Here is a 23,555-nt window from a genome sequence, read left to right as displayed (position 1 = left end):
TGTTATTTGGAACATCCACATTCTTACCCGAATAAGCGAAAGGTATATTATGAAAAGAAAACTGCTGACAACATCCATTGCGCTGAGTTTGGCAATGCTGGCAACCCCTTCTTATTCCGTTGATTTTTCAGGATACTTCCGTTCTGGCGTGGGTGTATCAAACCACGGGAAACAACAGACCGCCGATAAGAACTATGTGGGAAGATTGGGTAACGAAGATGACACCTACGGCGAAATCCAATTAGGACAGCAGCTGTATAACGAAAATGGGAAAACGTTTTACTTCGATAGTATGATTTCCATGTTCTCCAACGGCTCAAACGATAATGAAACCACAAAAGATGACGATGCCGAGTTTGGTTTACGCCAGTTAAATCTTCAGGCGAAAGGCTTTGTACCTGGGTTGCCGGATGCCACGGTCTGGGCGGGGAAACGTTACTACCAGCGCCATGACTTGCACATCATCGATACTAAATACTGGAATATTTCCGGTGCGGGTGCCGGGATCGAAAACATCAAAGCCGGTGAAGGCGCGTTCTCGTTTGCCTGGATCCGCGCCGATGCAGAAAACATGAAAATTAACTTAGGCTGCGACACCAACACTGACGAATGTAAAAAAAGAATAGACATCTACGACGATCTGAATATCAACTACCTGGACGCACGCTATGCGGGTTGGAAGCCGTGGGACGGCGCGTGGACAGAGTTCGGTATCTCCTACGCGATGCCGAATGAAGCGGATACCCAGAAAAATATCTTCCTCGCAGAAGGCCAAAAATTCGATCCTAAAAACTCGATGATGATCACCGGTGAACTCAGCCATTACTTCTCTGGCCTCAAATCTAACCAGAAACTGGTGCTGCAATATGCCGACAAAGGGCTGGCGCACAACATGGTCGATCAGGGCGGCGGCTGGTATGACGTCTGGAGCATTAACGACAGTGCTAAAGGCTACCGCGTCATTCAGGCCGGTGACCTGCCAATCACTGATAATATTTCTCTTAGCCATGTTCTGACCTACGGTAAAGCGGATGAAATCAGCCGCTGGCGCGACAGTACGGAATTATTGTCTGCAGTAGGTCGTGGCCAGTATGCCTGGACCAAGAACCAGAAAACCTATCTGGAAGCGGGTGCATACCAGAAAAAAGATAGCTGGACGAGCGGCACGGAAAGCAAATACAGCGGCCAAAAATACACGCTGGCGCACGCCTTCAGCGCTGATATTCCGATGCTGACACGCCCGGAACTGCGCTTCTTTGTTTCTTACCTGAACGGCGGGAACGAAAACAAAAACCGCTTCAACGACGATCGCAGCAATTCGGTAAACTTCGGTATTCAGGCAGAAGCCTGGTGGTAATACAGCACTAACCCTCAGCCCGGCGGGCTCATCATTCCCGTCGGGTATTTCCCAAAAGGCTTTCTACGGAGAGCCTTTTTCCATTTCTGATATCTATGCACTCACTGTTTTTCTTACATCGGCGTAAAAAATCGCGCTGAGGTGTACATGATCGCCGGATGAGCGGCATGGACGCCGCGAAAGTCTGCGCCGCGTCGGACAAAAACGTCAACGACGTTTTTGAACAGCACTTGTACTGGCCCGTAGGGCGAGTCCCGTTTATGGGACGAGTATTCGCGTCGCAGACGGTCCGAATAGCGAGCATGAACACCGAAGGCACCACGAAGCGGCGCGAATCTCGCCGAAAAGCCAGTGGTCAAGGCGCTGCGGCGATTGAGCGCGCCTTGTCGGGCGTGTAACGATGTTACAGAGAAATAAGATGCCTAACACGCACGAAACACTTACACCGCATCAGCATAAAGAACAACAGCGGCATATTTCACAATAGAGGATTTACAAATGGCAGAAACAGCGCCCGCTAAGGGCGCTGGTTATGTTTAGAAGGGATTTTGGCTATTGAGATTCAGCGATACCGTCGCTTAACTAGGCGCTGATGCGCAACCCATCGGCGTTAAACACCAGACAGTTATCAGGCGAGAAGAACACCTCAATATGTTCATACGGCTTTAAGGCGCTGTCACCTGCCAGCAGCAGTTTGAAGTTATCAATACCGCAGCATTGACCGAACAGATAAGTGCTGTTGCCTAAACGCTCGACGACCTCACAGCCAAATGACAGCCGAATCCCCTCACCTTCCGGTGAAACGTGTTCCGGCCGTAGTCCCAACGTTATCGTACTGCCAGCACTCAGCTCACTGGTACGAATCGGCAGCTCAAGCTGTAGCTGCTCGGCAACATTTACCGTCAGGCTATCCGGCGTCCAGTCGATGACTTGCGCAGGCAGGAAGTTCATTTTTGGCGAGCCGATAAAGCCTGCAACAAACTGGTTAACCGGATGATAATAAAGCTCCATCGGCGATCCAACCTGCTCAACCTTACCGTAATTCATGACCACGATTTTATCCGCCAGCGTCATCGCCTCAACCTGATCGTGCGTCACGTAGATCATGGTCGTTTTCAATTCCTGATGCAGTTTGGCGATGTGTAGCCGCATATCCACACGCAGCTCGGCATCCAGGTTAGACAGCGGTTCATCAAACAGGAACACTTTCGGGTTACGCACGATAGCGCGCCCGATCGCCACACGCTGACGTTGGCCGCCAGACAGCTCTTTAGGCTTGCGTTCAAGCAGATGAGACAGTTGCAGCGTCTTCGCCACCATCTCGATCTGGTGCTTAATCTGGTCTTTCGGTACGCCATTCACGCGCAGGCCATAACCCATATTCTCAGCGACGGTCATGTGCGGATACAGCGCATAAGATTGAAACACCATGGCTACACCGCGGTGAGCGGGGGCAACATCATTTACCACGGCATCATCAATCATGATTTCACCGCCCGTGACATCTTCCAGCCCGGCAATCATTCTCAGCAACGTCGACTTACCACAGCCAGACGGCCCGACAAAAACAGCGAACTCTCCATCTGCAATCGTCAGATTCACATCGTGAAGCGTAATCGTTTTGCCAAAATGCTTACTAACTTTATCCAACTGGATAGACGCCATAACGGTAACCTCTTGATAATTTTGCTTTTCAGGATATAAGCGTTGAGTCGCGATGGCCTGGAACCCGTCGACTCAAAATGGCTCGGCAGCCCTTCCAGACGCGTCCGCATCCGTCCAGGCTGACCTGCACGCTGGTCATAATCCCAATATAACAGCATGGTGTAACCGTTTGCACAAACAGGGGGTTACTTTTGTGCATGAGATCACAGCCTTTACATGTTTCGCTGGCAGACGTGGCGCACTCTGCTTAATGTAATCGCAACTGGTGTAACCGTTACCCTACATTGCGGAAAACGCGCAATAAAGCGCCAACCGCTATACAGAGACGATAACCAGAAAACGCGTACCGTCAGATGCCTCGTTTCCTGTTTTGTATTGCCGTGCAGTGTAACGTTACACCAACACCGCATAGAGGCGGCAAAAAGGGCAAAAGAGAACAGTACGCGACGATTTCTTACCATGATGGGCCCACCAGGGCTTTGAGGACTAATGATGAAAATGAAAACACTGACCACCGTCATTATGATTTCACTGGGTATCACCGGCGTACTCAGCAAATCAGCGCTGGCGGCCGACAAAGAGCTTCTGGTATGGGAAGATATCAAGAAATCTGACGGCATCGCCGATGCGATCAAAGCCTTTGAAAAACAAAATAATGTCAAAATCAAAGTGCTGGAAACACCTTACGCTCAGCAAATTGAGAAACTCCGTCTGGACGGCCCGGCAGGTATCGGCCCGGATGTGATTGTGATGCCACACGATCAGGTTGGCACCGCCGTGGTTCAAGGATTGATTAGCGAACTGAAACTGGATCAGACGTTCCTGTCGACTTTCACCAAACCCGCACTAGAAGCGCAAACCTATAACGGTAAGCTGTATGGCGTGCCAAAAGCCGTTGAAACCACCGTGCTGGTGTACAACAAAGACCTGATGCCACAGCCGCCGGAAAAATTCGACGATCTGTTTACCTTCTCCAAGCAGCAACGAGCCGAAGGTCGCTACGGTCTGCTGGCAAAATTTGACGAGATTTATTACGCCTATGGCGTCATCGCTGGGATGGGTGGCTACATTTTCGGCCAGAACAGCAACGGTTCACCGAATGTCAAAGACATCGGTCTGGATAAACAAGCCACCATCGATGCCGTGAACTACATCAAGAAATTCTACGCTGATGGCCTGTTCCCACCGGGCATCGTCGGCGAAACCGGCGCTAACGCCATCGATTCCCTGTTTACCGAGAAAAAAGCCGCGGCGGTGATTACCGGCCCGTGGGCATTCCAACCCTACAAGAACGCTGGCGTAAATTACGGCGTGGCGCCACTGCCGCTGCTGCCAAACGGCGAGCATCCACGTTCACTGCTGGGTGTGAAAGGCTACAGCATTTCCACCTACTCCAAAAACAAAGAGCTGGCACAAAAATTCATTGAGTTCATCAATCAGCCGGAATACGCCAAAGTTCGCTTCCAGTTGACCGGTGAAATCCCACCGATCGCCGCACTGGTTGACGATCCGCTGATTAAAGATGACGAAAAATCCCGTGCTGTTGCAATCCAGTCTGGTTATGCCGTCCCTATGCCGAGCGTACCGGAAATGCAGGAAGTCTGGACGCCAGCCAACAGCGCGCTGCAACTGAGCGTGACGGGCAAACAGGACACCAAAGCGGCGCTGGAATCCGCCGTGAAAGTCATAAAAATGCAGATCGAAGCCAACCACAGTAACCAGTAAACCACCGCATCACCGTGCGTCAACATGGGCTCCCCTTGTTTCTCTCCGAATAAATTTTGGGGTGTGGGGATACCCATGTTTTTAAGAAAATGGAGGTAGATGTGACCGTCAACGCCAGCGGCCTTGCGCCACAAGAGAGAGGACGTCGCCATGCCAGAACAGCGCTATTGCTGGCACTCGTCCCCGGCCTTGGGCAGATTTATAACCGCCAGATCGTCAAAGGCGCGTTTTTCTTTATCGTCATGGTCTGCTTTATCAGCGTATTCCATGATTTCCTGCGGGACGGCACGTGGGGGCTGATTACGCTGGGCACCGAGCTGCCGCGCGATCACTCTATTTTTCTGCTGGCAAAAGGCATTATCAGTCTGATCGTCGCCGCCTTCGGCATCGGCGTTTACTATTGCAGCCTGCGCGATGCCTATGTGTGCGGCACCAGACGTGATAAAGGCCTGCCGCTGAACAGCGTGAAGAAGCAATATCAGATGCTGCTGAGCGAAGGCTTCCCTTATCTGATGATCACGCCCGGCTTTATCCTGCTGGTATTTGTTGTGGTGTTCCCGATTATTTTCGGTTTCTCCATTGCCTTTACCAATTACGATCTCTACCACACGCCGCCTGCCAAGCTGGTCGACTGGGTCGGAATGAAGAACTTTATCAACATCTTCCGGCTCGACCTCTGGCGCTCAACGTTCTTTGACGTTCTGCAATGGACGGTCATTTGGACGCTGATTGCGACCACGCTCCAGTGTGCCGTGGGCATCCTGCTGGCGATTCTGGTGAACCAAAAAGGACTGCGTTTCAAACCGCTAATCCGCACCATCCTGATCCTGCCGTGGGCAGTACCGGGTTTCGTCACCATTCTGGTCTTCGCGGGGATGTTTAACGAAACGTTTGGCGTGATTAATAACGGCATTCTGGCCGCGCTCGGGATTGAGCCTAAGGCGTGGATGACCGATCCGTTCTGGACCAAGACCGCGCTGATTCTGATGCAAACGTGGTTAGGTTTCCCGTTTGTGTTCGCCATGACGACTGGCGTATTACAGGCTATTCCTGACGACTTGTACGAAGCCGCAACGATTGACGGAGCCAGCAGTTGGTACAAGCTGACCACTATTACGCTGCCGCTGGTGCTCTACTCCATTGCGCCGATCATCATCACGCAGTACACGTTCAACTTTAATAATTTCAACATCATCTATCTGTTCAACAACGGGGGACCGGCGGTAATCGGTTCCAACGCAGGCGGGACGGATATTCTGGTGTCCTGGATTTATAAGCTGACCATGTCTTCTTCCCAATATGCGATCGCGGCCAGTATCACCATTCTGCTGTCGATCTTTGTCGTGGGAATCGCGCTGTGGCAGTTCCGCGCCACCAATTCCTTTAAACAAGACAACATGGCCTAGGAAAGCGCGAAGATGAAAAAACACAGCGTTAAACGCCAGAATTTTATCAAACTCAGCCTGACCTACCTGCTGCTGACGATAGTGGCCATCATCATTATTTATCCGCTGATCTGGACGGTAGGCGCGTCGTTGAATCCCGGCAGCAGCCTGCTCAACACCTCAATCATTCCGGATAACTTCTCCTTTATTCACTATGAGGAGTTGTTTAACGGCCAGATTGACTACGCCGCCTGGTACTGGAATTCGATGAAAATCAGCTTCCTGACCATGATTCTGACGCTCATCAGCGTCAGTTTCACCGCGTATTCGTTCTCTCGCTTCCGCTTTCGCGGCCGCCAGAACGGGCTGATGCTGTTTCTGCTGTTGCAGATGATCCCGCAGTTCTCCGCGCTGATCGCCATCTTCGTGCTGGCACAGATGCTGGGGCTGGTGAACAGCCATATTGCGCTGGTGCTGGTTTACGTCGGCGGCATGATCCCGATGAACACCTATCTGATGAAAGGCTATCTCGATGCTATTCCGAAGGATCTGGATGAGTCCGCGCGTATGGACGGCGCAGGCAATTTCCGCATCTTCATCGAGATCATTATGCCGCTGTCCAAACCGATCATCGCAGTAATTGCCCTGTTCTCGTTTACCGGTCCGCTGGGCGATTTCATTCTCTCCAGCACCATTCTGCGCACGCCGGATCAGTACACGCTTCCCATCGGGCTGTACAACCTGGTCGCACAGAAAATGGGAGCCAGCTACACCACCTATGCCGCGGGAGCCGTGCTGATCGCGGTGCCGGTCGCCATTCTTTATCTTTCATTGCAAAAGTACTTTGTCTCCGGCCTGACGTCAGGCGGAACCAAAGGGTAATCATTCAACATCTGTACCTAATTCCAGGAACGTAAAATGAAAATGAAAAAACGCGTACTGATGGCCGCCATGCTGGCAACTGGCCTGTTGACCTTCTCCCTGCCGCAAACCCTGTATGCCGCAGAGAATGTGACGATCAATAAGTTGACGAACGTCCCTGCCGACTTCATTAAAGGCGCGGATATTTCCATGCTGAATGAGGTGGAAAAGCACGGCGGAAAATTTTATGACGAGAATGGCAAACAGAAAGACGCCATGCTGATTCTGAAAGAGAATGGGATTAACTATATTCGCCTGCGCATCTGGAACGATCCGAAAGATGCAGCGGGCAACGCCTACGGCGGCGGTAACAACGATCTGGCCACTACGCTGGCGCTGGCTAAACGCGCCAAAGCGAACGGTATGAAAGTGCTGCTGGATTTCCACTACAGCGATTTCTGGACCGATCCGGCTCACCAAAACAAGCCTAAAGCCTGGTCTGGCCTAGACATGGCAAAGCTCACCACGGCCGTACATGACTTCACTAAAGCCACGATTAGCGAATTCCAGAAAGCAGGCATCATGCCGGATATGGTGCAAATCGGTAACGAACTGAACGGCGGCATGTTGTGGCCGGAAGGAAAAAGCTGGGGTCAGGGTGGCGGCGAGTTCGATCGCCTCGCGGCGCTGCTGAAAGCCGGTATTCAGGGTGTTAAGGACGTACAAGGTTCGAACAACGTCAAAATCATGCTGCATCTGGCAGAAGGCACCAAAAACGACACCTTTATCTGGTGGTTCGATGAAATCGTCAAACGCAATGTTCCGTTCGATGTCATCGGTGCCTCGTTCTACACCTACTGGAACGGCCCCATCAGCGCGTTGCAGTACAACATGAACGACGTGACCAAACGCTACAATAAAGACATCATCGTGGTCGAAGCTGCCTATGCCTATACGCTGGAAAACTGCGATAACGCGGAAAACAGCTTCCAGCAAAAAGAGCTGGATGCGGGCGGCTATCCAGCCTCCGTTCAGGGTCAGGCCAACTACCTGCACGACCTGATGCAAAGCATCATCAACGTCCCCAATCAGCGCGGCAAAGGCATCTTCTATTGGGAGCCCATCTGGCTGCCAACCCCTGGCGCAACCTGGGCCACGAAAGCAGGTATGAAATACAACAATGACGAATGGAAGGAAGGCAACGCGCGAGAAAATCAGGCGCTGTTCGACTGCAAAGGCAACGTCCTGCCTTCTATCAAAGCTTTTAAGCCGTAAATCGAATTCAACACGTGACAATCCGTTTAACTGAACAAGAGCGGCGATAATGGGATAGAAGAGTAAAGCGTTTGCGCCATGGACAAAAACGTCAGGAACGTTTTTGAACGTCGCTTGCGACGGCCCTGAAAGGGTGAATCTCAGGGATGAGATTCATATCCGCGCAACTCGAGCGTACAAGGATGTATTCACCGCGTCTTTACGATCTACCCATCATCGCCGTGTAAGCACTCTCGAACACGTAAACCGAATTCAACACGTTGACAACCCGTTTAGGAGAGAACGATGTTCAAATTCCCCCCGCTAAGCAGCAAAGTCCCTGTTCTGCTACACGGTGCTGACTATAATCCTGACCAATGGCTGGACAACCCAGAGGTTCTGGAAAAAGACATTGAAATGATGAAGCAGACCCAGTGCAACGTCATGTCCGTGGGTATTTTCAGTTGGTCTGGGCTTGAGCCGGAAGAAGGCCGCTACGAATTTGGCTGGCTGGACAGCCTCCTCGACACGCTGTATGCCAACGGCATCTTCGTTTTTCTGGCAACGCCCAGCGGTGCGCGCCCGGCCTGGCTGTCGCAGAAATACCCTGACGTGCTGCGCGTGGGAAGCAATCGCGTGCGGGCGCTGCACGGCGGTCGCCACAATCACTGCCTGAGCTCGCCGAATTATCGCGAAAAAGTAAAACAGATGAACACCCAGTTGGCAAAACGCTACTCGCACCATCCTGCGGTGATCGGTTGGCATATTTCCAACGAATACAGCGGCGAGTGCCACTGCGATACCTGTCGCAGCACCTTCCAAAGCTGGCTGAAAGCCCGCTACGGTACGATTGACGCGCTGAATAAAGCATGGTGGAGCACCTTCTGGAGCCACACCTATACCGACTGGTCACAGCTAGAACCGCCCTCGCCCATCGGTGAGGTGTCGATTCACGGCCTGAATCTGGACTGGAAACGCTTTAACACCTCACAGGTCAGTGATTTCTGTGCCGCAGAAATCGCACCGCTCAAAGCCGAAAATCCGTCTCTGCCAACCACGACGAACTTCATGGAATACTTCTATGATTACGACTACTGGCAGTTGGCAAAGGTGATCGACTTCATCTCCTGGGACAGCTATCCGCTGTGGCATAACGCGGAAGATGACTGTGCGCTGGGTGCCTATACCGCGATGTATCACGACCTGATGCGTACGCTGAAAGGCGGAAAACCCTTCTACCTGATGGAGTCAACGCCAAGCCTGACCAACTGGCAGCCGATCAGCAAGTTGAAAAAGCCGGGTATGCACATCCTGTCTTCGCTTCAGGCCGTCGCGCACGGTTCCGACTCCGTGCAATATTTCCAGTGGCGTAAGAGCCGCGGTTCCGTCGAGAAATTCCACGGCGCTGTCGTCGATCATGTCGGGCATATTGATACCCGCGTCGGGCGTGAAGTGCAGGAACTGGGTGACATCCTCAACAAACTCGCTCCGGTAGCCGGTAGCCGGGTTGACGCCAAAGTCGCCATCATTTTCGACTGGGAAAGCCGCTGGGCGATGGATAACGCTCAAGGGCCGCGCAACGCTGGGCTGTTCTACGAAAAAACCGTTACCGAACATTATCGTACGTTCTGGGAACAGGGCGTGGCGGTGGACATCATCAACGCCGATGTCGATCTCAGCGGCTATCAGCTCGTGATTGCGCCGATGCTTTACATGGTACGCGATGGCTTTGCCGAACGCGTCGATGCCTTCGTCAAACAGGGCGGCCGCTTCGTCACCACCTACTGGTCTGGCGTCGTCAACGAAACCGATCTGTGCCATCTGAACGGTTTCCCTGGCCCACTTCGTCCTATCATGGGAGTTTGGGCGGAAGAAATCGACGGGCTGTACGATCATGAAAGCAACAGCATCAGCGGCCTGAGCGGTAACGAGCAAGGTCTGGTCGGCCCGTATCAGGTCACACACCTGTGCGAACTGATTCACCTTGAGGGCGCGCGAGCGCTGGCGACCTATGACAGCGATTTCTATGCCGGACGTCCGGCCGTTACGGTCAATGATTACGGCAAAGGTCAGGCCTATTACATCGCCTCACGCAACGACCTCGCCTTTCAGCGCGATTTCTTCACCACGCTGATACAGGCGCTGGCTCTACCGCGCGCGCTACCGACTGACCTGCCTTACGGGATTGTCGCTCATCGTCGCGATGACGGGGAAAACGAGTTTATCTTCGTACAGAACTACACGGCGACGCCGCAGCACATTACGCTGCCTGCCGCCTACGAAGAAATGACCACCGGCAGCACGCTGTCAGGATCCATCACGCTGTCAGGCTACGGCTGCCGGATCTTGCGCCGCACGCTGTAGTAAACACACCTGCTTACCGGTTAAGCACAACAAAGCTGGGGCGGCCATGGTGATAAGTATTCCTACGAAACCTCATCACCGTGTGTCGCCTAACAGTAATGTCAGGTGAACGGCATTATCCTATGCACGCTGATAAACAAACGACGAGGTGACTACGATGGGCAAGATTCACAATTTTCGGAAATTGTTCGCATCAATGTTGGGTAAGCAAATTACCGAGATTGAAATCGCTTCACCGCTAGATAAAGAGAATTTGCAGCAGTTGGTGAACGCCTTTGGCGGCAAAGAAAATATCGTCAGCCTGGATGCCTGCATCACCCGCCTGCGGGTTGAGGTTCACAGCCTGCGACTGGTCAACAGCGACAGCCTGCAAAAACTGGGGGCTATCGGTGTGATCATCGTCGGTCATCAAGTACAGGCTATTTTCGGTACGCAGTCAGATAACCTACGCCGCGAACTGGCCGCCTGGTTTGAGGATGATGGCGCAGAAGCACACTAAGAGTGTTACGACGCTCAACGGTTTTGCCGTTATCCGGCGTAAAAAATTATGCTGAGGTGATAGCGGGCTTAGGATGAGCCGCATGGACGCGGCGAAAGCTTGCGCCACGTCGGACAAAAACGTCAGAGACGTTTTTGAACAGCACGTGTGCTGGCCCGAAGGGCGAGCCTCATTATTTATGGGGCGAGTAAACGTGTCGCAAGCGGTCCGTTAAGCCAGATATCGACGAAGGCACCGCTTTAGCGGCATAATTCCCGCCAAAAAGCCGGGGTTCATAGGGGGCTGGCGTAGCCCCCTATGTCGGGCGCGTGCTACGACATAGCATGAAAATGACGGCATTATGGCGCACGAAACCATTGCCACATCTGCATATAAAAGTGTGCCGAAGCTAGCCGCGTCCTAATAACGACTCGCGCGATTCAACAACTCAATATCTTCTGCCTGCAGCGATAATCGCGTTGCGCTCGCAAGTTCCGCTACCTGTTCCAGCGATGTCGCGCTAGCAATCGGAGCGGTAATACTCGGGCGTGCAATCAGCCAGGCCAGCGCAACCTGCGACGGCGTCGTCTGATGTGCATTCGCCACGCTATCCAGCGCTTCTAAAATAGTGCGGCCGCGCTCGTTGAGGTATTTCTCCACCACGCCCTGTCCGCGCGCACTTTTCGACGCATCCTTCGGCTGGCGATACTTGCCTGACAAAAACCCGCTCGCCAGCGAATAATAGTTAATGACCCCGAGCCCTTGCTCGCGCACCAGCGGTTCCAGCGCGGCTTCATAGCCCTGTCGATCGTACAAGTTGTATTCCGGTTGCAGCGTTTCATAACGTGCCAGATGGTTGGCTTTACTGATTTTCAGCGCCTCAGCCAGACGTGTCGCACTGTAGTTAGACGCGCCAATCGCGCGGACTTTTCCCTCTTTAATCAGCGCATCAAACGCGGCCAGCGTGTCTTCCAGCGGCGTATCTTTGTCGTCCGTATGTGCCTGATAGAGATCGATATAGTCCGTTTGCAAACGCTGTAATGAAGCTTCGACCGCCTGACGAATATAGCGAGGAGACAGCCCTTTCTTACCATCACCCAAATCCATCCCCACTTTGGTGGCGAGAATGACCTTGTCACGCTGGCCGCTTTTCTTCAGCCAATTGCCGATAATCGTTTCAGATTCACCGCCCTGATTACCGGGTGCCCAACGCGAATACACATCAGCGGTATCAATGAAATTCAGTCGATGCGCCAGCAGCGCATCCAGGAGGCTAAACGACGTCGATTCATCAACCGTCCAGCCAAAAACATTACCGCCGAAAGAGAAAGGTGGAACCACGATCCCAGAACGTCCAAGTTCACGTGTGGTATCTGATACTGACATAATCACTCTCCTTTTGAATCATGCAGAAAACATCATAAAAATACTCGCCAACCTGCAACCTAAAGCAGGGCAACGCCACTTTCTGTGTGGGATAAGAATAATGAATGAACAGAAAGGCGCAAATAACGAGACGTAGCATTTAGTTTAGATAAAATCCCAAGGTATAATTGTTTTTTTGCGTTACTCCTCTCATTTTTAATGCACGCGTTACATAAAATGACGTGGAAAATTTGGCCTGCCTCATATTTGGAGCACACATGTCCTTGTCCCATATCGCGCAATTTATTCTGGCGCTGGTTGTTGTTACGGCGCTGGCGCTGCTTGTCTGCCGCGATCGTAAAAGCATTCGTATTCGTTTTATTATTCAGCTACTCGTCATCGAAATTCTGCTTGCTTACTTCTTCCTGTACTCAAACATTGGGTTAGGTGTCGTTAAGGGGTTCGCGGCGGTATTCGACAAATTACTCGGATTTGCAGGCCAAGGGACGGACTTCGTATTCGGTGACATGGTGAATAGTGAGAAGAACCTGATTTCCTTCTTCTTCAAAGTGCTCTGCCCTATCGTCTTCATTTCCGCGCTGATCGGTATCCTGCAACACATTAGAGTGCTGCCGATCATCATCCGCGCGATTGGTACGCTCCTGTCCAAAGTGAACGGCATGGGCAAACTGGAATCCTTTAACGCGGTCAGTTCACTGATTCTCGGCCAGTCCGAAAACTTCATTGCCTACAAAGATATTCTGGGCAAGATGTCTGAAAAACGCATGTACACCATGTCCGCGACCGCCATGTCGACCGTATCGATGTCTATCGTCGGTGCGTACATGTCGATGCTGGATGCAAAATTCGTCGTTGCTGCGCTGATTCTGAACATGTTCAGTACCTTCATCGTGCTGTCGCTGATTAACCCCTACAAAGTCGGTGAAGAGCCGGAATTGCAGTTGGGTAATCTGCATGAAAATCAGAGCTTCTTTGAAATGCTGGGCGAATACATTCTGGCGGGCTTTAAAGTCGCCGTTATCGTTGCAGCCATGCTGATCGGTTTCATTGCACTGATTGCCGCGGTCAACGCGATTTTCAGCGCCATTTTTGGTATCAGCTTCCAGGAAGTCCTCGGCTACGCGTTCTACCCGTTCGCCTGGATCATGGGTATCCCATCTAACGAAGCTCTGCAGGTGGGTAGCATCATGGCGACCAAACTGGTTTCTAACGAGTTTGTCGCTATGTTGGAACTGCAAAAAGTGGCAGGCGAACTGTCTCCACGCAGCGTGGGCATTCTGTCCGTGTTCCTGGTGTCCTTCGCCAACTTCTCATCCATCGGGATTATTGCCGGTGCGATTAAAGGCCTGAACGAGCAACAGGGCAACGTGGTTTCCCGTTTCGGTCTGAAACTGGTTTACGGTTCCACGCTGGTGAGCATCCTTTCCGCCGCTATCGCGGGTCTGGTGCTGTAATCCTTCACTGCGTTATTCCTCGCTTATCTCTATCCGGCAGCCTCGCGCTGCCGGATTTTTTTCCCTACAAACCCTGACATATCTTCCATATTTCCTTCATTTTTATCCGGCATCTCCTGTTTAAACTAGTAAAATAAGGCCATTAGTCCCATACCTGCTTGCTAGAGTGACAACGCACGCACGTGCAGCTTGAAGTATGACGGGTACACCGTGCTTCCCGCGCAACCTGGAGAGAGTAATCCATCACTATGAATGCCAAACGTATCCGAGGCCTGCTGATATTTGCCGCCGTTATCGCTATTGCCGTGCTGATCTGGCGCCACTTTACTCAGACATCGCCTGCTGCCCCCGGCACGAGTGAACAGCACGCCGCCCGTACGTCACATTCGGGAAGCAACAGCAGTGGCAATGGCGGTGGACGCCGAGCGGCCATGCGCACGCTGGCTCCCGTTCAGGCGGCAGTCACGCAATCCGCGTCCGTACCCTATTATCTGTCCGGTTTAGGCACCGTGACCTCGGCCAATACCGTCACGCTGCGCAGCCGGGTAAACGGGCAACTGATGGCATTGCACTTTCAGGAAGGACAACAGGTTAAGGCTGGCGACCTGCTGGCGGAAATCGACCCACGGCCTTTTCAGGTTGAGTTAACGCAGGCACAGGGGCAGTTGGCAAAAGATCGGGCCGTGCTGGCTAATGCCCAACAGGATTTAGCGCGCTATCAGCAACTGGTGAAAACCAACCTGATCTCCCGTCAGGAGCTGGATGCCCAGACTGCCGCCGTTCGTCAGGCGGAAGGGACGCTAAAAGCCGATGAAGGCGCCGTAGCCAGTGCACAGCTCCAGTTGGATTACAGCAAGATCACCGCGCCGATCAGCGGTCGGATCGGTTTAAAACAGGTCGATGTCGGCAATTACATCACCAGCGGCGATACCAATGGTATTGTCGTGATTACGCAAACCTACCCTATTGATGTCGTCTTTACCGTACCGGAAGCAGAAATCTCCACGATCCTGAACGCACAAAAATCCGGCCAGCCACCCATGGTGGAAGCCTGGGATCGCGCCAATCAAAAGAAACTCTCACAGGGCACCCTGCTGAGCATGGACAACCAGATTGACGCCACCACGGGCACGATCAAGCTCAAGGCGCGTTTTGACAATCTGGACGATGCCCTCTTCCCAAACCAGTTCGTCAATATCCGCATGAAGGTCGATACGCTGAAAAACGCCGTTGTCGCTCCTTCCGCCGCCGTGCAAATGGGGAATGAAGGCCGCTTCGTGTGGATTCTGAATGATAAAAATGAAGTCAGTAAGCGTCAGGTCACCACCAGTATTCAGTACGGCCAGTTGGTTGTGGTAACCGCCGGACTGGACGCCGATGTGAAGGTGGTCACTGACGGTATCGACCGTCTGACCGAAGGGGCGAAAGTGGAAGTCGTGCCCTCAGCGCTGACGGAGAAAACGCCTGCCATCGCCGGGGAGAAATCCTGATGCAGGATACCGTTCCAGCCAGCGGCGGCGGGCCGTCACGCCTGTTTATTCTGCGCCCCGTCGCAACAACGCTGCTGATGATCGCCATTCTACTGGCCGGTATCATCGGCTATCGGGCGCTGCCGGTTTCCGCACTGCCCGAGGTTGATTACCCAACGATTCAGGTCATTACCCTGTATCCCGGTGCCAGCCCCGACGTGGTGACGTCGGCGATTACCGCACCGCTGGAGCGGCAGTTCGGTCAGATGTCCGGGCTAAAACAGATGTCGACGCAGAGTGCTGGCGGTGCTTCCGTCATCACGCTTCAGTTCCAGCTTGAACTGTCGCTGGACGTCGCCGAACAGGATGTGCAGGCCGCCATCAATGCGGCCAGTAACCTGCTACCGAACGATCTGCCCTATCCCCCGACCTACAGTAAAGTAAACCCGGCCGATCCGCCAATTATGACGCTGGCCGTCACCTCCAGCGCCATGTCGATGACGCAGGTGCAGGACATGGTGGATAACCGCATCGCGCAGAAAATCTCGCAGGTAGCGGGCGTCGGTCTGGTGTCGTTAGCCGGTGGGCAACGTCCTGCCGTGCGGGTAAGGCTGAACGCGCCAGCGCTGGCGGCATACGGCCTGACCAGTGAAACGATTCGCACTGCGATTACCGCCGCCAACGTGAATTCCGCCAAGGGGAGTCTGGATGGTCCGACGCGTTCGGTCACGCTCTCCGCCAACGACCAGATGAAGACCGTTGATGATTACCGCAAACTGATTGTCGCGTGGAAGAATGGCGCACCGGTGCGGCTTCAGGATGTCGCCACTATCGAGCAGGCCGCCGAGAATATTCATCTTGGTGCCTGGGCGAATCGGCAGCAGGCGATCATTATCAACGTTCAGCGCCAGCCTGGTGCCAACGTCATCACAACCGCGGACAGCATTAACAAGATGCTACCTGCGTTAAAAGCCAGCCTGCCGAACGCTGTCGAGGTCACCACGCTGACTGACCGCACCACCAGCATTCGCGCCTCGGTGAAAGACGTCCAGTTCGAACTGCTGCTGGCGATCGCGCTGGTCGTGATGGTGATTTACCTGTTCTTGCGTAATGCCGTCGCTACGCTGATTCCCAGCATTGCCGTACCGCTATCGCTAGTTGGCACCTTTGCCGCCATGTATTTCCTCGGTTTTTCCATCAATAACCTGACGCTGATGGCGCTCACCATCGCCACCGGTTTCGTGGTGGATGACGCTATCGTGGTGATTGAAAACATTGCCCGCTATATCGAAAAAGGGGAAAAACCGCTTAACGCCGCGCTGAAGGGCGCGGGAGAAATCGGCTTCACCATTATTTCTCTGACGTTCTCACTCATCGCCGTGCTGATCCCGCTGCTGTTTATGGGCGATATCGTCGGACGGCTATTCCGCGAATTTGCCGTCACGCTGGCGGTATCTATCCTGATTTCCGCCGTCGTGTCACTCACGCTAACGCCGATGATGTGCGCCCGCATGCTGAGTCATCAGTCTCTGCGGAAACAGAACCGTTTTACCCGTGCCAGCGAACGTTTCTTCACTCGCCTGATTGATGCCTACGGCGTCTGGCTACGCAAGGTACTGAATCATCCGTGGCTGACGCTTAGCGTCGCGCTCGGTACGCTGCTGCTGACGATTCTGCTCTATATCTGGATCCCGAAAGGCTTCTTCCCGATACAGGATAACGGTATTATTCAGGGCACCGTGCAGGCGCCGCAAACCGTCTCGTTCAGCAATATGGCCGACCGCCAGCAGCGCGTCGCGTCCATCATCATGAAAGATCCTGCGGTGGAAAGCGTGTCCTCGTTCATCGGCGTTGACGGCACCAATGCCGCATTGAATAGCGGCAGGCTGCAAATCAACCTGAAACCGCTCAGTGAACGCAGCGAACGCATTCCAGAGATCATCAGTCGCCTGCAACAGCAGACCGCACAGATTCCCGGCATCCAGCTATATCTGCAACCAGTGCAGGATCTCACTATCGATACTCAGATTAGCCGCACACAGTACCAGTTTACGCTACAGGCGATGTCGCTCGATGAACTCAGCACCTGGGTGCCGAAGCTGATGACCGAACTGAAAAAACTGCCGCAGCTAGAGGATGTCAGCAGCGACTGGCAAGACGGCGCCGCCGTCGCCTACGTCAACGTGAATCGCGACAGCGCCAGCCGTCTGGGCATCACGATGTCGCAGGTCGACAGCGCGTTGTATAACGCCTTTGGTCAGCGTCTGGTTTCCACCATCTATACACAGGCTAGCCAGTACCGTGTCGTGCTCGAGCACGATACGACGAACAACACCGGTCTGGACGCGCTGAACGACGTGCGTCTCATCAGCAGCGACGGCGGCACCATTCCGCTCAGCAGTATTGCCACCATTGAAGAGCGCCAAGGGCCGCTGGCAATCAACCATATTGACCAGTTTCCATCGACGACGATCTCCTTCAACGTCGCCAACGGTTATGCACTGGGTGAAGCGGTGAATGCCATCACGCAGGCCGAACAGCAGATGAACCTGCCTGCGGATATCACTACCCGTTTTCAGGGCAGTACGCTGGCATTCCAGTCGGCGCTGAGTAGCACCGTATGGCTTATCGTGGCGGCGATTGTCGCAATGTACATTGTGCTCGGCGTGCTGTACGAAAGCTTTATTCACCCCATCACTATCTTGTCCACGCTGCCAACAGCGGGCGTCGGCGCGCTGCTGGCGCTGATGATGGCGGGGAATGAGCTGGATGTGATCGCTATTATCGGAATTATTTTGCTCATCGGGATCGTGAAGAAGAACGCCATCATGATGATCGACTTCGCGCTGGCGGCGGAGCGAGAACAGGGCATGAAACCGTATGACGCGATTTATCAGGCCTGCCTGCTGCGCTTCCGGCCGATTCTGATGACGACCATGGCGGCGTTGCTAAGTGCGCTACCGCTCATGCTGAGTACTGGCGTCGGCGCGGAACTGCGCCAGCCGCTGGGGATCTGTATGGTCGGTGGCCTGATCATGAGCCAGATTCTGACGCTGTTTACCACACCGGTGATTTACCTGCTGTTTGACCGTCTGGCGACGCGTTTCCGTCGTGCGCCGCGTCAGGAGGAAGAAACCGAGTGAAGTTCTTCGCCCTGTTCATCCACCGCCCCGTCGCCACCCTGCTGCTGACGCTGGCCATCGCGCTCTGTGGCGTACTGGGTTTCCGCCTGTTGCCAGTGTCGCCGCTGCCGCAGGTGGATTTCCCGGTGATTTCGGTCAGCGCTTCGCTGCCCGGTGCCTCGCCGGAAACGATGGCCTCCGCCGTCGCGACGCCGCTGGAACGGGCGCTCGGCAGGATCGCAGGCGTCAGCGAAATGACCTCAACTAGCTCGCTCGGCAGCACGCGCGTCATTCTGGTGTTTAACCTCGATCGCGATATCAACGGCGCAGCGCGCGATGTGCAGGCGGCCATCAACGCAGCACAGAACCTGCTGCCGTCCGGTATGTCCAGCCGACCGACCTACCGCAAAGTCAATCCGTCCGACGCGCCCGTCATGATCCTGACACTGACCTCGGACACCTACAGTCAGGGGCAGCTGTACGACTTTGCCTCGACTCAGCTGTCACAGAAAATTTCGCAGATGGAAGGCGTCGGCGATGTCTCCATCGGCGGCAGTTCCCTCCCCGCCGTGCGCGTCGCGCTGAATCCGGTAGCGCTGTTTAATCAGGGTATTTCCCTCGATGAGGTACGGCAGGCTATCGCGCAGGCCAACGTCCGCCAGCCGCTGGGGAATGTGGAAAACAGCCAGAAAAGCTGGCAAATAAAAACCAACGATGAGCTAAAAACCGCCGATGCCTACGCGCCGCTGATTATCCATTACAACAACGGCGCTGCCGTCCGCCTGAGCGATGTCGCCACGGTGGAAGATTCAGTGCAGAACTCACGTAACGCGGGGATGGCGAATGCAAAGCCCGCGATTCTGGTGATGATTCGTCGCGCGCCGGATGCCAACATTATTACCACGGTAGACAATATCCGCGCCGCCATGCCAGAGCTGCGTGCCAGCCTGCCTGCTGAAATACAGCTGGATGTCGCACAGGATCGTTCCCCCACCATCCGTGCATCGCTGGCGGAAGTGGAACAATCGCTGGTTATCGCCGTCGCGCTGGTTATTCTGGTCGTCTTCCTGTTTCTGCGTTCCGGCCGTGCCACCGCCATTCCGGCGCTGGCTGTGCCGGTATCGCTGATCGGCACCTTCGCGGCAATGTACCTGTGCGGCTTTAGCCTGAACAACCTGTCGCTGATGGCGCTGACCATTGCCACCGGTTTCGTGGTGGATGACGCTATCGTGGTGCTGGAGAATATTTCCCGCCATATCGAAGCGGGTATGAAGCCGCTCCAGGCGTCACTTCAGGGCGTGCGCGAAGTGGGGTTCACCGTCTTATCCATGAGTCTGTCGCTGGTTGCGGTGTTCATCCCGCTCCTGTTGATGGACGGTTTGCCGGGGCGACTATTCCGCGAGTTCGCCGTCACGCTGTCGGTGGCGATCATGATTTCGCTGCTGATCTCACTCACGCTTACGCCGATGCTGTGCGCACGACTGCTGCGTGCTGTCCCCAAACGCAGCCAGCCGCGCAAGCAAGGTTTTAATCGCGTCCTGCTGGCGATGCAGCAAGGCTACGGGCGATCGCTGAAATGGGTGCTCAACCATGCACGCTGGGTGTTGCTGCTCCTGCTGGGTACCATCGCGCTCAACGTCTGGCTGTATATCAGCATTCCGAAAACCTTCTTCCCTGAGCAGGATACGGGCCGGCTGATGGGGTTTATTCAGGCTGACCAGAGTATTTCTTTTCAGGCCATGACGGTGAAACTCCAGAACTTCATGACCATTGTCAGCAGCGACCCGGCGGTGGATAACGTTAACGGATTTACCGGCGGATCGCGCACCAACAGCGGTTCGATGTTTATTTCGCTTAAGCCGCTGTCCGAACGCGATGTGTCGGCACAGCAGGTCATCAGCCGTCTGCGCATCAAACTGGCAAAAGAACCCGGCGCTAACCTGTTTTTAATGCCGGTGCAGGATATTCGCATCGGCGGACGGGAAGCGAACGCCGGGTATCAGTACACGCTGCTGTCTGACGATTTGAGCGAACTGCGTACCTGGGAACCCAAGATTCGTGCAGCTTTCAGCAAACTGCCTGAACTGGCCGATGTGAACTCCGATCAGCAGGATAAAGGCGCGGAAATGGCGCTAACCTACGATCGTGATGCGATGGCGCAGCTCGGCATCAGCGTCTCTGCCGTCAATGCGCTGCTCAATAACGCCTTCGGACAGCGTCAGATTTCAACCATTTACCAGCCGTTAAACCAATATAAGGTGGTGATGGAAGTGGATGACGCCTACACGCAGGACGTCAGTTCACTGAACAAGATGTTCGTGATCAACAGCGAAGGTAAACCCATCCCGCTCTCTTATTTCGCCAGTTGGAAGCCGATCAACGCACCGCTGTCGGTGAACCATCAGGGGTTGTCTGCTGCCTCAACCATCTCTTTCAACCTGCCGGAAGGCACCGATCTGTCCAGCGCGACGGCGGCAATAGAAAGAACCATGACGTCGCTGGGCGTGCCGTCAGCGGTACGTGGTCAGTTCTCCGGTACGGCACAGGCGTTCCAGCAGTCGCAGTCTTCCCAGCTGTTGCTGATTCTGGCGGCGATTATCACCGTGTATATCGTGCTGGGCGTGCTGTATGAGAGCTACGTGCATCCGCTGACGATTCTGTCCACCCTGCCCTCGGCTGGCGTGGGAGCGCTGTTAGCACTGGAATGGTTCGGCGCGCCGTTTAGTCTGGTGGCGCTGATTGGTATCATGCTGCTGATTGGGATCGTGAAGAAGAATGCGATCATGATGGTGGATTTTGCGCTGGTGGCCCAGCGCAGCGGCAAACTGAGCGCGCAGGACGCGATTTTCCAGGCCTGCCTGCTGCGTTTCCGCCCGATTATGATGACCACCTTAGCCGCGCTGTTTGGCGCACTGCCGCTGGTACTGACCAGCGGCGACGGTGCAGAACTGCGACAGCCACTCGGCATCACGATTGTCGGCGGGCTGGTGATGAGCCAAATCCTCACGCTGTACACCACCCCGGTGGTGTATCTGTTTTTCGACAAACTGAGGAATATTCGGCGCAAAGCACCGGAGAGGGATGTGTCACTGTCATAGCTGAACATGAGCACTGGTAAAATGCTACTTTAGGGGAAGTTTCGTGCGCTTAACGTTCTCTGTTTTTCTAGTAGCGTTCCGAACGCGCCCGACCAAGGGCGGCTCAATTGCCGAAACCAGAGAATAGGAACGCTTAACTCTCAACGTACCTCCACCTTGGCGTAAATGATGCTGAGGAGGAGATGATCTCTCGGATGAGCAGCTGGATTTGTCACTATCTGGCTGAACATGAGTAACGGTAAAGATCTAATAACATGCTATTCCAGGGGAGGTTTCGTGCGCTCAAGCTTCACCATTTTTCTAGTAGCGCCCCGAACGCGCCCGACCAAGGGCGGCTCAGTTGCCGTCGCCCTTGGAACCCTGGCTTGTGGCGCTAAATTGTACCGCTACGCGGTGCCTTCGCCGAAAGCAGTCTCTTTACGGGCCGCCAGTGACGCGCTCCCGGCGCGGCACTGTCTTTCGTGGCGTCCATGCCACTCACCCGTGAGCCAGCTTACGCCTCAGTACAATTTTTTACGCCAGGGGCAACAACAATGAATTCCGCCTCCGTCCGCTGGCAGCTCTGGATTGTTGCCTTTGGCTTCTTTATGCAGACGCTGGATACCACCATCGTGAATACCGCGCTGCCGTCAATGGCCGCGAGTCTGAATGAAAGCCCGCTGCATATGCATTCGGTGATCGTTTCCTATGTGCTGACCGTGGCGGTGATGCTGCCCGCCAGCGGCTGGCTGGCGGATCGTATCGGCGTGAAGAACATCTTTTTCGCCGCGATTCTGCTGTTTACGCTCGGATCGCTGCTGTGCGCTCGTTCGGAAACGCTGAATGAGCTGCTGGCCTCGCGCGTTATTCAGGGGATCGGCGGAGCGATGATGGTGCCGGTAGGGCGACTGACGGTGATGAAAATCGTCCCGCGCGATCAGTATATGGCGGCGATGACCTTCGTGACGCTTCCCGGCCAAATCGGTCCGTTAATGGGGCCCGCACTTGGCGGCTTTCTGGTGGAATACGCCAGTTGGCACTGGATCTTCCTCATCAATCTGCCCGTTGGCATTATCGGCGCGCTGGCCACCTGGTTCCTGATGCCCAATTACACCATGCGGACGCAACGCTTTGACATCCGCGGCTTCCTCTGGCTTGCTGTCGGTATGGCCACGCTGACGCTGGCGCTGGACGGTAACCGCAGCCTCGGCATTCCACCGATTGCCATTTTTGCATTAATCACCGTTGGGCTGATCGCACTGCTGAGCTATTGGCTGCACGCGCGTCGTAACGAACGAGCCCTGTTTAATCTGCGTTTGTTCGACACCCATACCTTCTCTATCGGCCTGACAGGCGGGCTATTGGCGCGCATCGGCAGCGGTATGTTACCGTTTATGACGCCGCTGTTTTTACAGCTGGGAATGGGCTTTTCGCCGTTCCATGCCGGGCTGATGATGGTGCCAATGGTGCTAGGCAACATGGGAATGAAGCGAATCGTCGTGCAGATCGTCAATCGCTTAGGCTACCGCCGCGTGCTGATTGTCTCGACGCTGCTGCTGGCGCTGGTCACCGCGCTGTTTGCGCTGGTCGCACTTATGCAATGGATCTGGATGATCCCGATCGTGCTGTTCTTCCTCGGCATGGTGAACGCCATTCGTTTCTCCACCATGAACACGCTAACGCTGAAGGATCTACCGGATACACTCGCCAGCGGCGGCAATAGCCTGATGTCGATGACCATGCAGTTGTCCACCAGCCTCGGCGTCAGCATCGCAGGTATTCTGCTGGGCATGTTTTCTCAACCGCATATGGCGGCAGGAAGTGGAGAAACCCACATGGTGTTTATTTACACCTACCTCAGCATGATCGTCATCATCGCCCTGCCCGCATTGATTTTTAACCGTGTCCCGGCAGACACCATCAAGCAGTCAACGCTGCCGCGTAAATCGTGAGGTCGT

15 protein-coding genes are annotated in these 23,555 nt (G+C 54.3%); 13 read left to right on the top strand and 2 right to left on the bottom strand.

The window, feature by feature from the left end; genetic code table 11:
* The first annotated feature begins 49 nt into the window (after positions 1 to 49).
* Together AB8809_RS06585 and AB8809_RS06580 are read left to right on the top strand one after the other, a co-directional pair.
* Positions 50 to 1,357 (top strand): maltoporin, encoded by a 1,308-nt coding sequence (locus AB8809_RS06585; RefSeq protein WP_349855844.1) that lies wholly within the window; start codon positions 50 to 52, stop codon positions 1,355 to 1,357.
* Positions 1,358 to 1,524: 167 nt separating this feature from the next.
* A complete protein-coding gene (locus AB8809_RS06580; RefSeq protein WP_349855845.1) occupies positions 1,525 to 1,755 on the top strand; it encodes a hypothetical protein in 231 nt (76 codons plus the stop codon).
* A gap of 184 nt (positions 1,756 to 1,939) precedes the next feature.
* Here AB8809_RS06580 and AB8809_RS06575 read toward each other — a convergent pair whose 3' ends face one another.
* Positions 1,940 to 3,022, bottom strand: coding sequence for a sn-glycerol-3-phosphate ABC transporter ATP-binding protein UgpC (locus AB8809_RS06575; RefSeq protein ID WP_349855846.1), 1,083 nt, complete (start codon positions 3,020 to 3,022; stop codon positions 1,940 to 1,942).
* A 492-nt stretch (positions 3,023 to 3,514) separates the two neighbouring features.
* Between AB8809_RS06575 and AB8809_RS06570 the strand changes: the two genes are divergently transcribed.
* From AB8809_RS06570 to AB8809_RS06545, 6 genes are all read left to right on the top strand, one after another.
* A complete protein-coding gene (locus tag AB8809_RS06570; RefSeq protein WP_349855847.1) occupies positions 3,515 to 4,747 on the top strand; it encodes an extracellular solute-binding protein in 1,233 nt (410 codons plus the stop codon).
* An 89-nt stretch (positions 4,748 to 4,836) separates the two neighbouring features.
* Entirely contained in the window at positions 4,837 to 6,153 is a 1,317-nt protein-coding gene (locus AB8809_RS06565; protein WP_180779757.1) for a carbohydrate ABC transporter permease, read from the top strand.
* Positions 6,154 to 6,165: 12 nt separating this feature from the next.
* The gene (locus tag AB8809_RS06560) at positions 6,166 to 7,014 is read left to right on the top strand and encodes a sugar ABC transporter permease (RefSeq protein WP_182099804.1); all 849 of its coding nucleotides are present in this window, start codon (positions 6,166 to 6,168) and stop codon (positions 7,012 to 7,014) included.
* Between the two features lie 36 nt (positions 7,015 to 7,050).
* Complete coding sequence (locus AB8809_RS06555; protein WP_015841140.1) at positions 7,051 to 8,268, top strand: arabinogalactan endo-beta-1,4-galactanase; 1,218 nt, start codon at positions 7,051 to 7,053, stop codon at positions 8,266 to 8,268.
* A gap of 285 nt (positions 8,269 to 8,553) precedes the next feature.
* The gene (locus AB8809_RS06550) at positions 8,554 to 10,611 is read left to right on the top strand and encodes a beta-galactosidase (protein ID WP_349855848.1); all 2,058 of its coding nucleotides are present in this window, start codon (positions 8,554 to 8,556) and stop codon (positions 10,609 to 10,611) included.
* Between the two features lie 157 nt (positions 10,612 to 10,768).
* A complete protein-coding gene (locus AB8809_RS06545) occupies positions 10,769 to 11,110 on the top strand; it encodes a glucose PTS transporter subunit EIIB (protein ID WP_011094702.1) in 342 nt (113 codons plus the stop codon).
* 399 nt (positions 11,111 to 11,509) lie between these two features.
* Here the strand turns inward: AB8809_RS06545 and AB8809_RS06540 are convergent, their stop codons facing one another.
* A complete protein-coding gene (locus AB8809_RS06540; protein ID WP_181848627.1) occupies positions 11,510 to 12,475 on the bottom strand; it encodes an aldo/keto reductase in 966 nt (321 codons plus the stop codon).
* 263 nt (positions 12,476 to 12,738) lie between these two features.
* Between AB8809_RS06540 and AB8809_RS06535 the strand changes: the two genes are divergently transcribed.
* The 5 genes from AB8809_RS06535 (at position 12,739) to AB8809_RS06515 (ending at position 23,549) form a co-directional block, all read left to right on the top strand.
* The gene (locus tag AB8809_RS06535; protein ID WP_284144964.1) at positions 12,739 to 13,929 is read left to right on the top strand and encodes a NupC/NupG family nucleoside CNT transporter; all 1,191 of its coding nucleotides are present in this window, start codon (positions 12,739 to 12,741) and stop codon (positions 13,927 to 13,929) included.
* A 248-nt stretch (positions 13,930 to 14,177) separates the two neighbouring features.
* A complete protein-coding gene (locus tag AB8809_RS06530) occupies positions 14,178 to 15,419 on the top strand; it encodes an MdtA/MuxA family multidrug efflux RND transporter periplasmic adaptor subunit (protein ID WP_349855849.1) in 1,242 nt (413 codons plus the stop codon).
* Entirely contained in the window at positions 15,419 to 18,541 is a 3,123-nt protein-coding gene (locus AB8809_RS06525; RefSeq protein ID WP_349855850.1) for an MdtB/MuxB family multidrug efflux RND transporter permease subunit, read from the top strand. The genes AB8809_RS06530 and AB8809_RS06525 overlap by 1 nt, the downstream gene beginning before the upstream one ends.
* On the top strand, positions 18,538 to 21,618 hold the full coding sequence (gene mdtC, locus AB8809_RS06520) for a multidrug efflux RND transporter permease subunit MdtC (RefSeq protein WP_180779766.1): 3,081 nt from the start codon (positions 18,538 to 18,540) through the stop codon (positions 21,616 to 21,618). The genes AB8809_RS06525 and mdtC overlap by 4 nt, the downstream gene beginning before the upstream one ends.
* A 533-nt stretch (positions 21,619 to 22,151) precedes the next feature.
* Positions 22,152 to 23,549 (top strand): MFS transporter, encoded by a 1,398-nt coding sequence (locus tag AB8809_RS06515; protein WP_349855851.1) that lies wholly within the window; start codon positions 22,152 to 22,154, stop codon positions 23,547 to 23,549.
* Positions 23,550 to 23,555 lie beyond the last annotated feature (6 nt).

The organism is Pectobacterium aroidearum (assembly GCF_041228105.1).
GTDB classification, from domain to species: Bacteria; Pseudomonadota; Gammaproteobacteria; order Enterobacterales; family Enterobacteriaceae; genus Pectobacterium; species Pectobacterium aroidearum.
The sequence above is the reverse complement of the archived record's forward strand: the minus strand, read 5'-3'. Positions and strand labels throughout refer to the sequence as shown.

Coding starts and splice junctions, on each gene's coding strand:
- AB8809_RS06585 (WP_349855844.1), top strand. CDS start 50: ATGAAAAGAAAACTGCTGACAACATCCATTGCGCTGAGTTTGGCAATG.
- AB8809_RS06580 (WP_349855845.1), top strand. CDS start 1,525: ATGGACGCCGCGAAAGTCTGCGCCGCGTCGGACAAAAACGTCAACGAC.
- AB8809_RS06575 (WP_349855846.1), bottom strand. CDS start 3,022: ATGGCGTCTATCCAGTTGGATAAAGTTAGTAAGCATTTTGGCAAAACG.
- AB8809_RS06570 (WP_349855847.1), top strand. CDS start 3,515: ATGAAAATGAAAACACTGACCACCGTCATTATGATTTCACTGGGTATC.
- AB8809_RS06565 (WP_180779757.1), top strand. CDS start 4,837: ATGGAGGTAGATGTGACCGTCAACGCCAGCGGCCTTGCGCCACAAGAG.
- AB8809_RS06560 (WP_182099804.1), top strand. CDS start 6,166: ATGAAAAAACACAGCGTTAAACGCCAGAATTTTATCAAACTCAGCCTG.
- AB8809_RS06555 (WP_015841140.1), top strand. CDS start 7,051: ATGAAAATGAAAAAACGCGTACTGATGGCCGCCATGCTGGCAACTGGC.
- AB8809_RS06550 (WP_349855848.1), top strand. CDS start 8,554: ATGTTCAAATTCCCCCCGCTAAGCAGCAAAGTCCCTGTTCTGCTACAC.
- AB8809_RS06545 (WP_011094702.1), top strand. CDS start 10,769: ATGGGCAAGATTCACAATTTTCGGAAATTGTTCGCATCAATGTTGGGT.
- AB8809_RS06540 (WP_181848627.1), bottom strand. CDS start 12,475: ATGTCAGTATCAGATACCACACGTGAACTTGGACGTTCTGGGATCGTG.
- AB8809_RS06530 (WP_349855849.1), top strand. CDS start 14,178: ATGAATGCCAAACGTATCCGAGGCCTGCTGATATTTGCCGCCGTTATC.
- AB8809_RS06525 (WP_349855850.1), top strand. CDS start 15,419: ATGCAGGATACCGTTCCAGCCAGCGGCGGCGGGCCGTCACGCCTGTTT.
- AB8809_RS06515 (WP_349855851.1), top strand. CDS start 22,152: ATGAATTCCGCCTCCGTCCGCTGGCAGCTCTGGATTGTTGCCTTTGGC.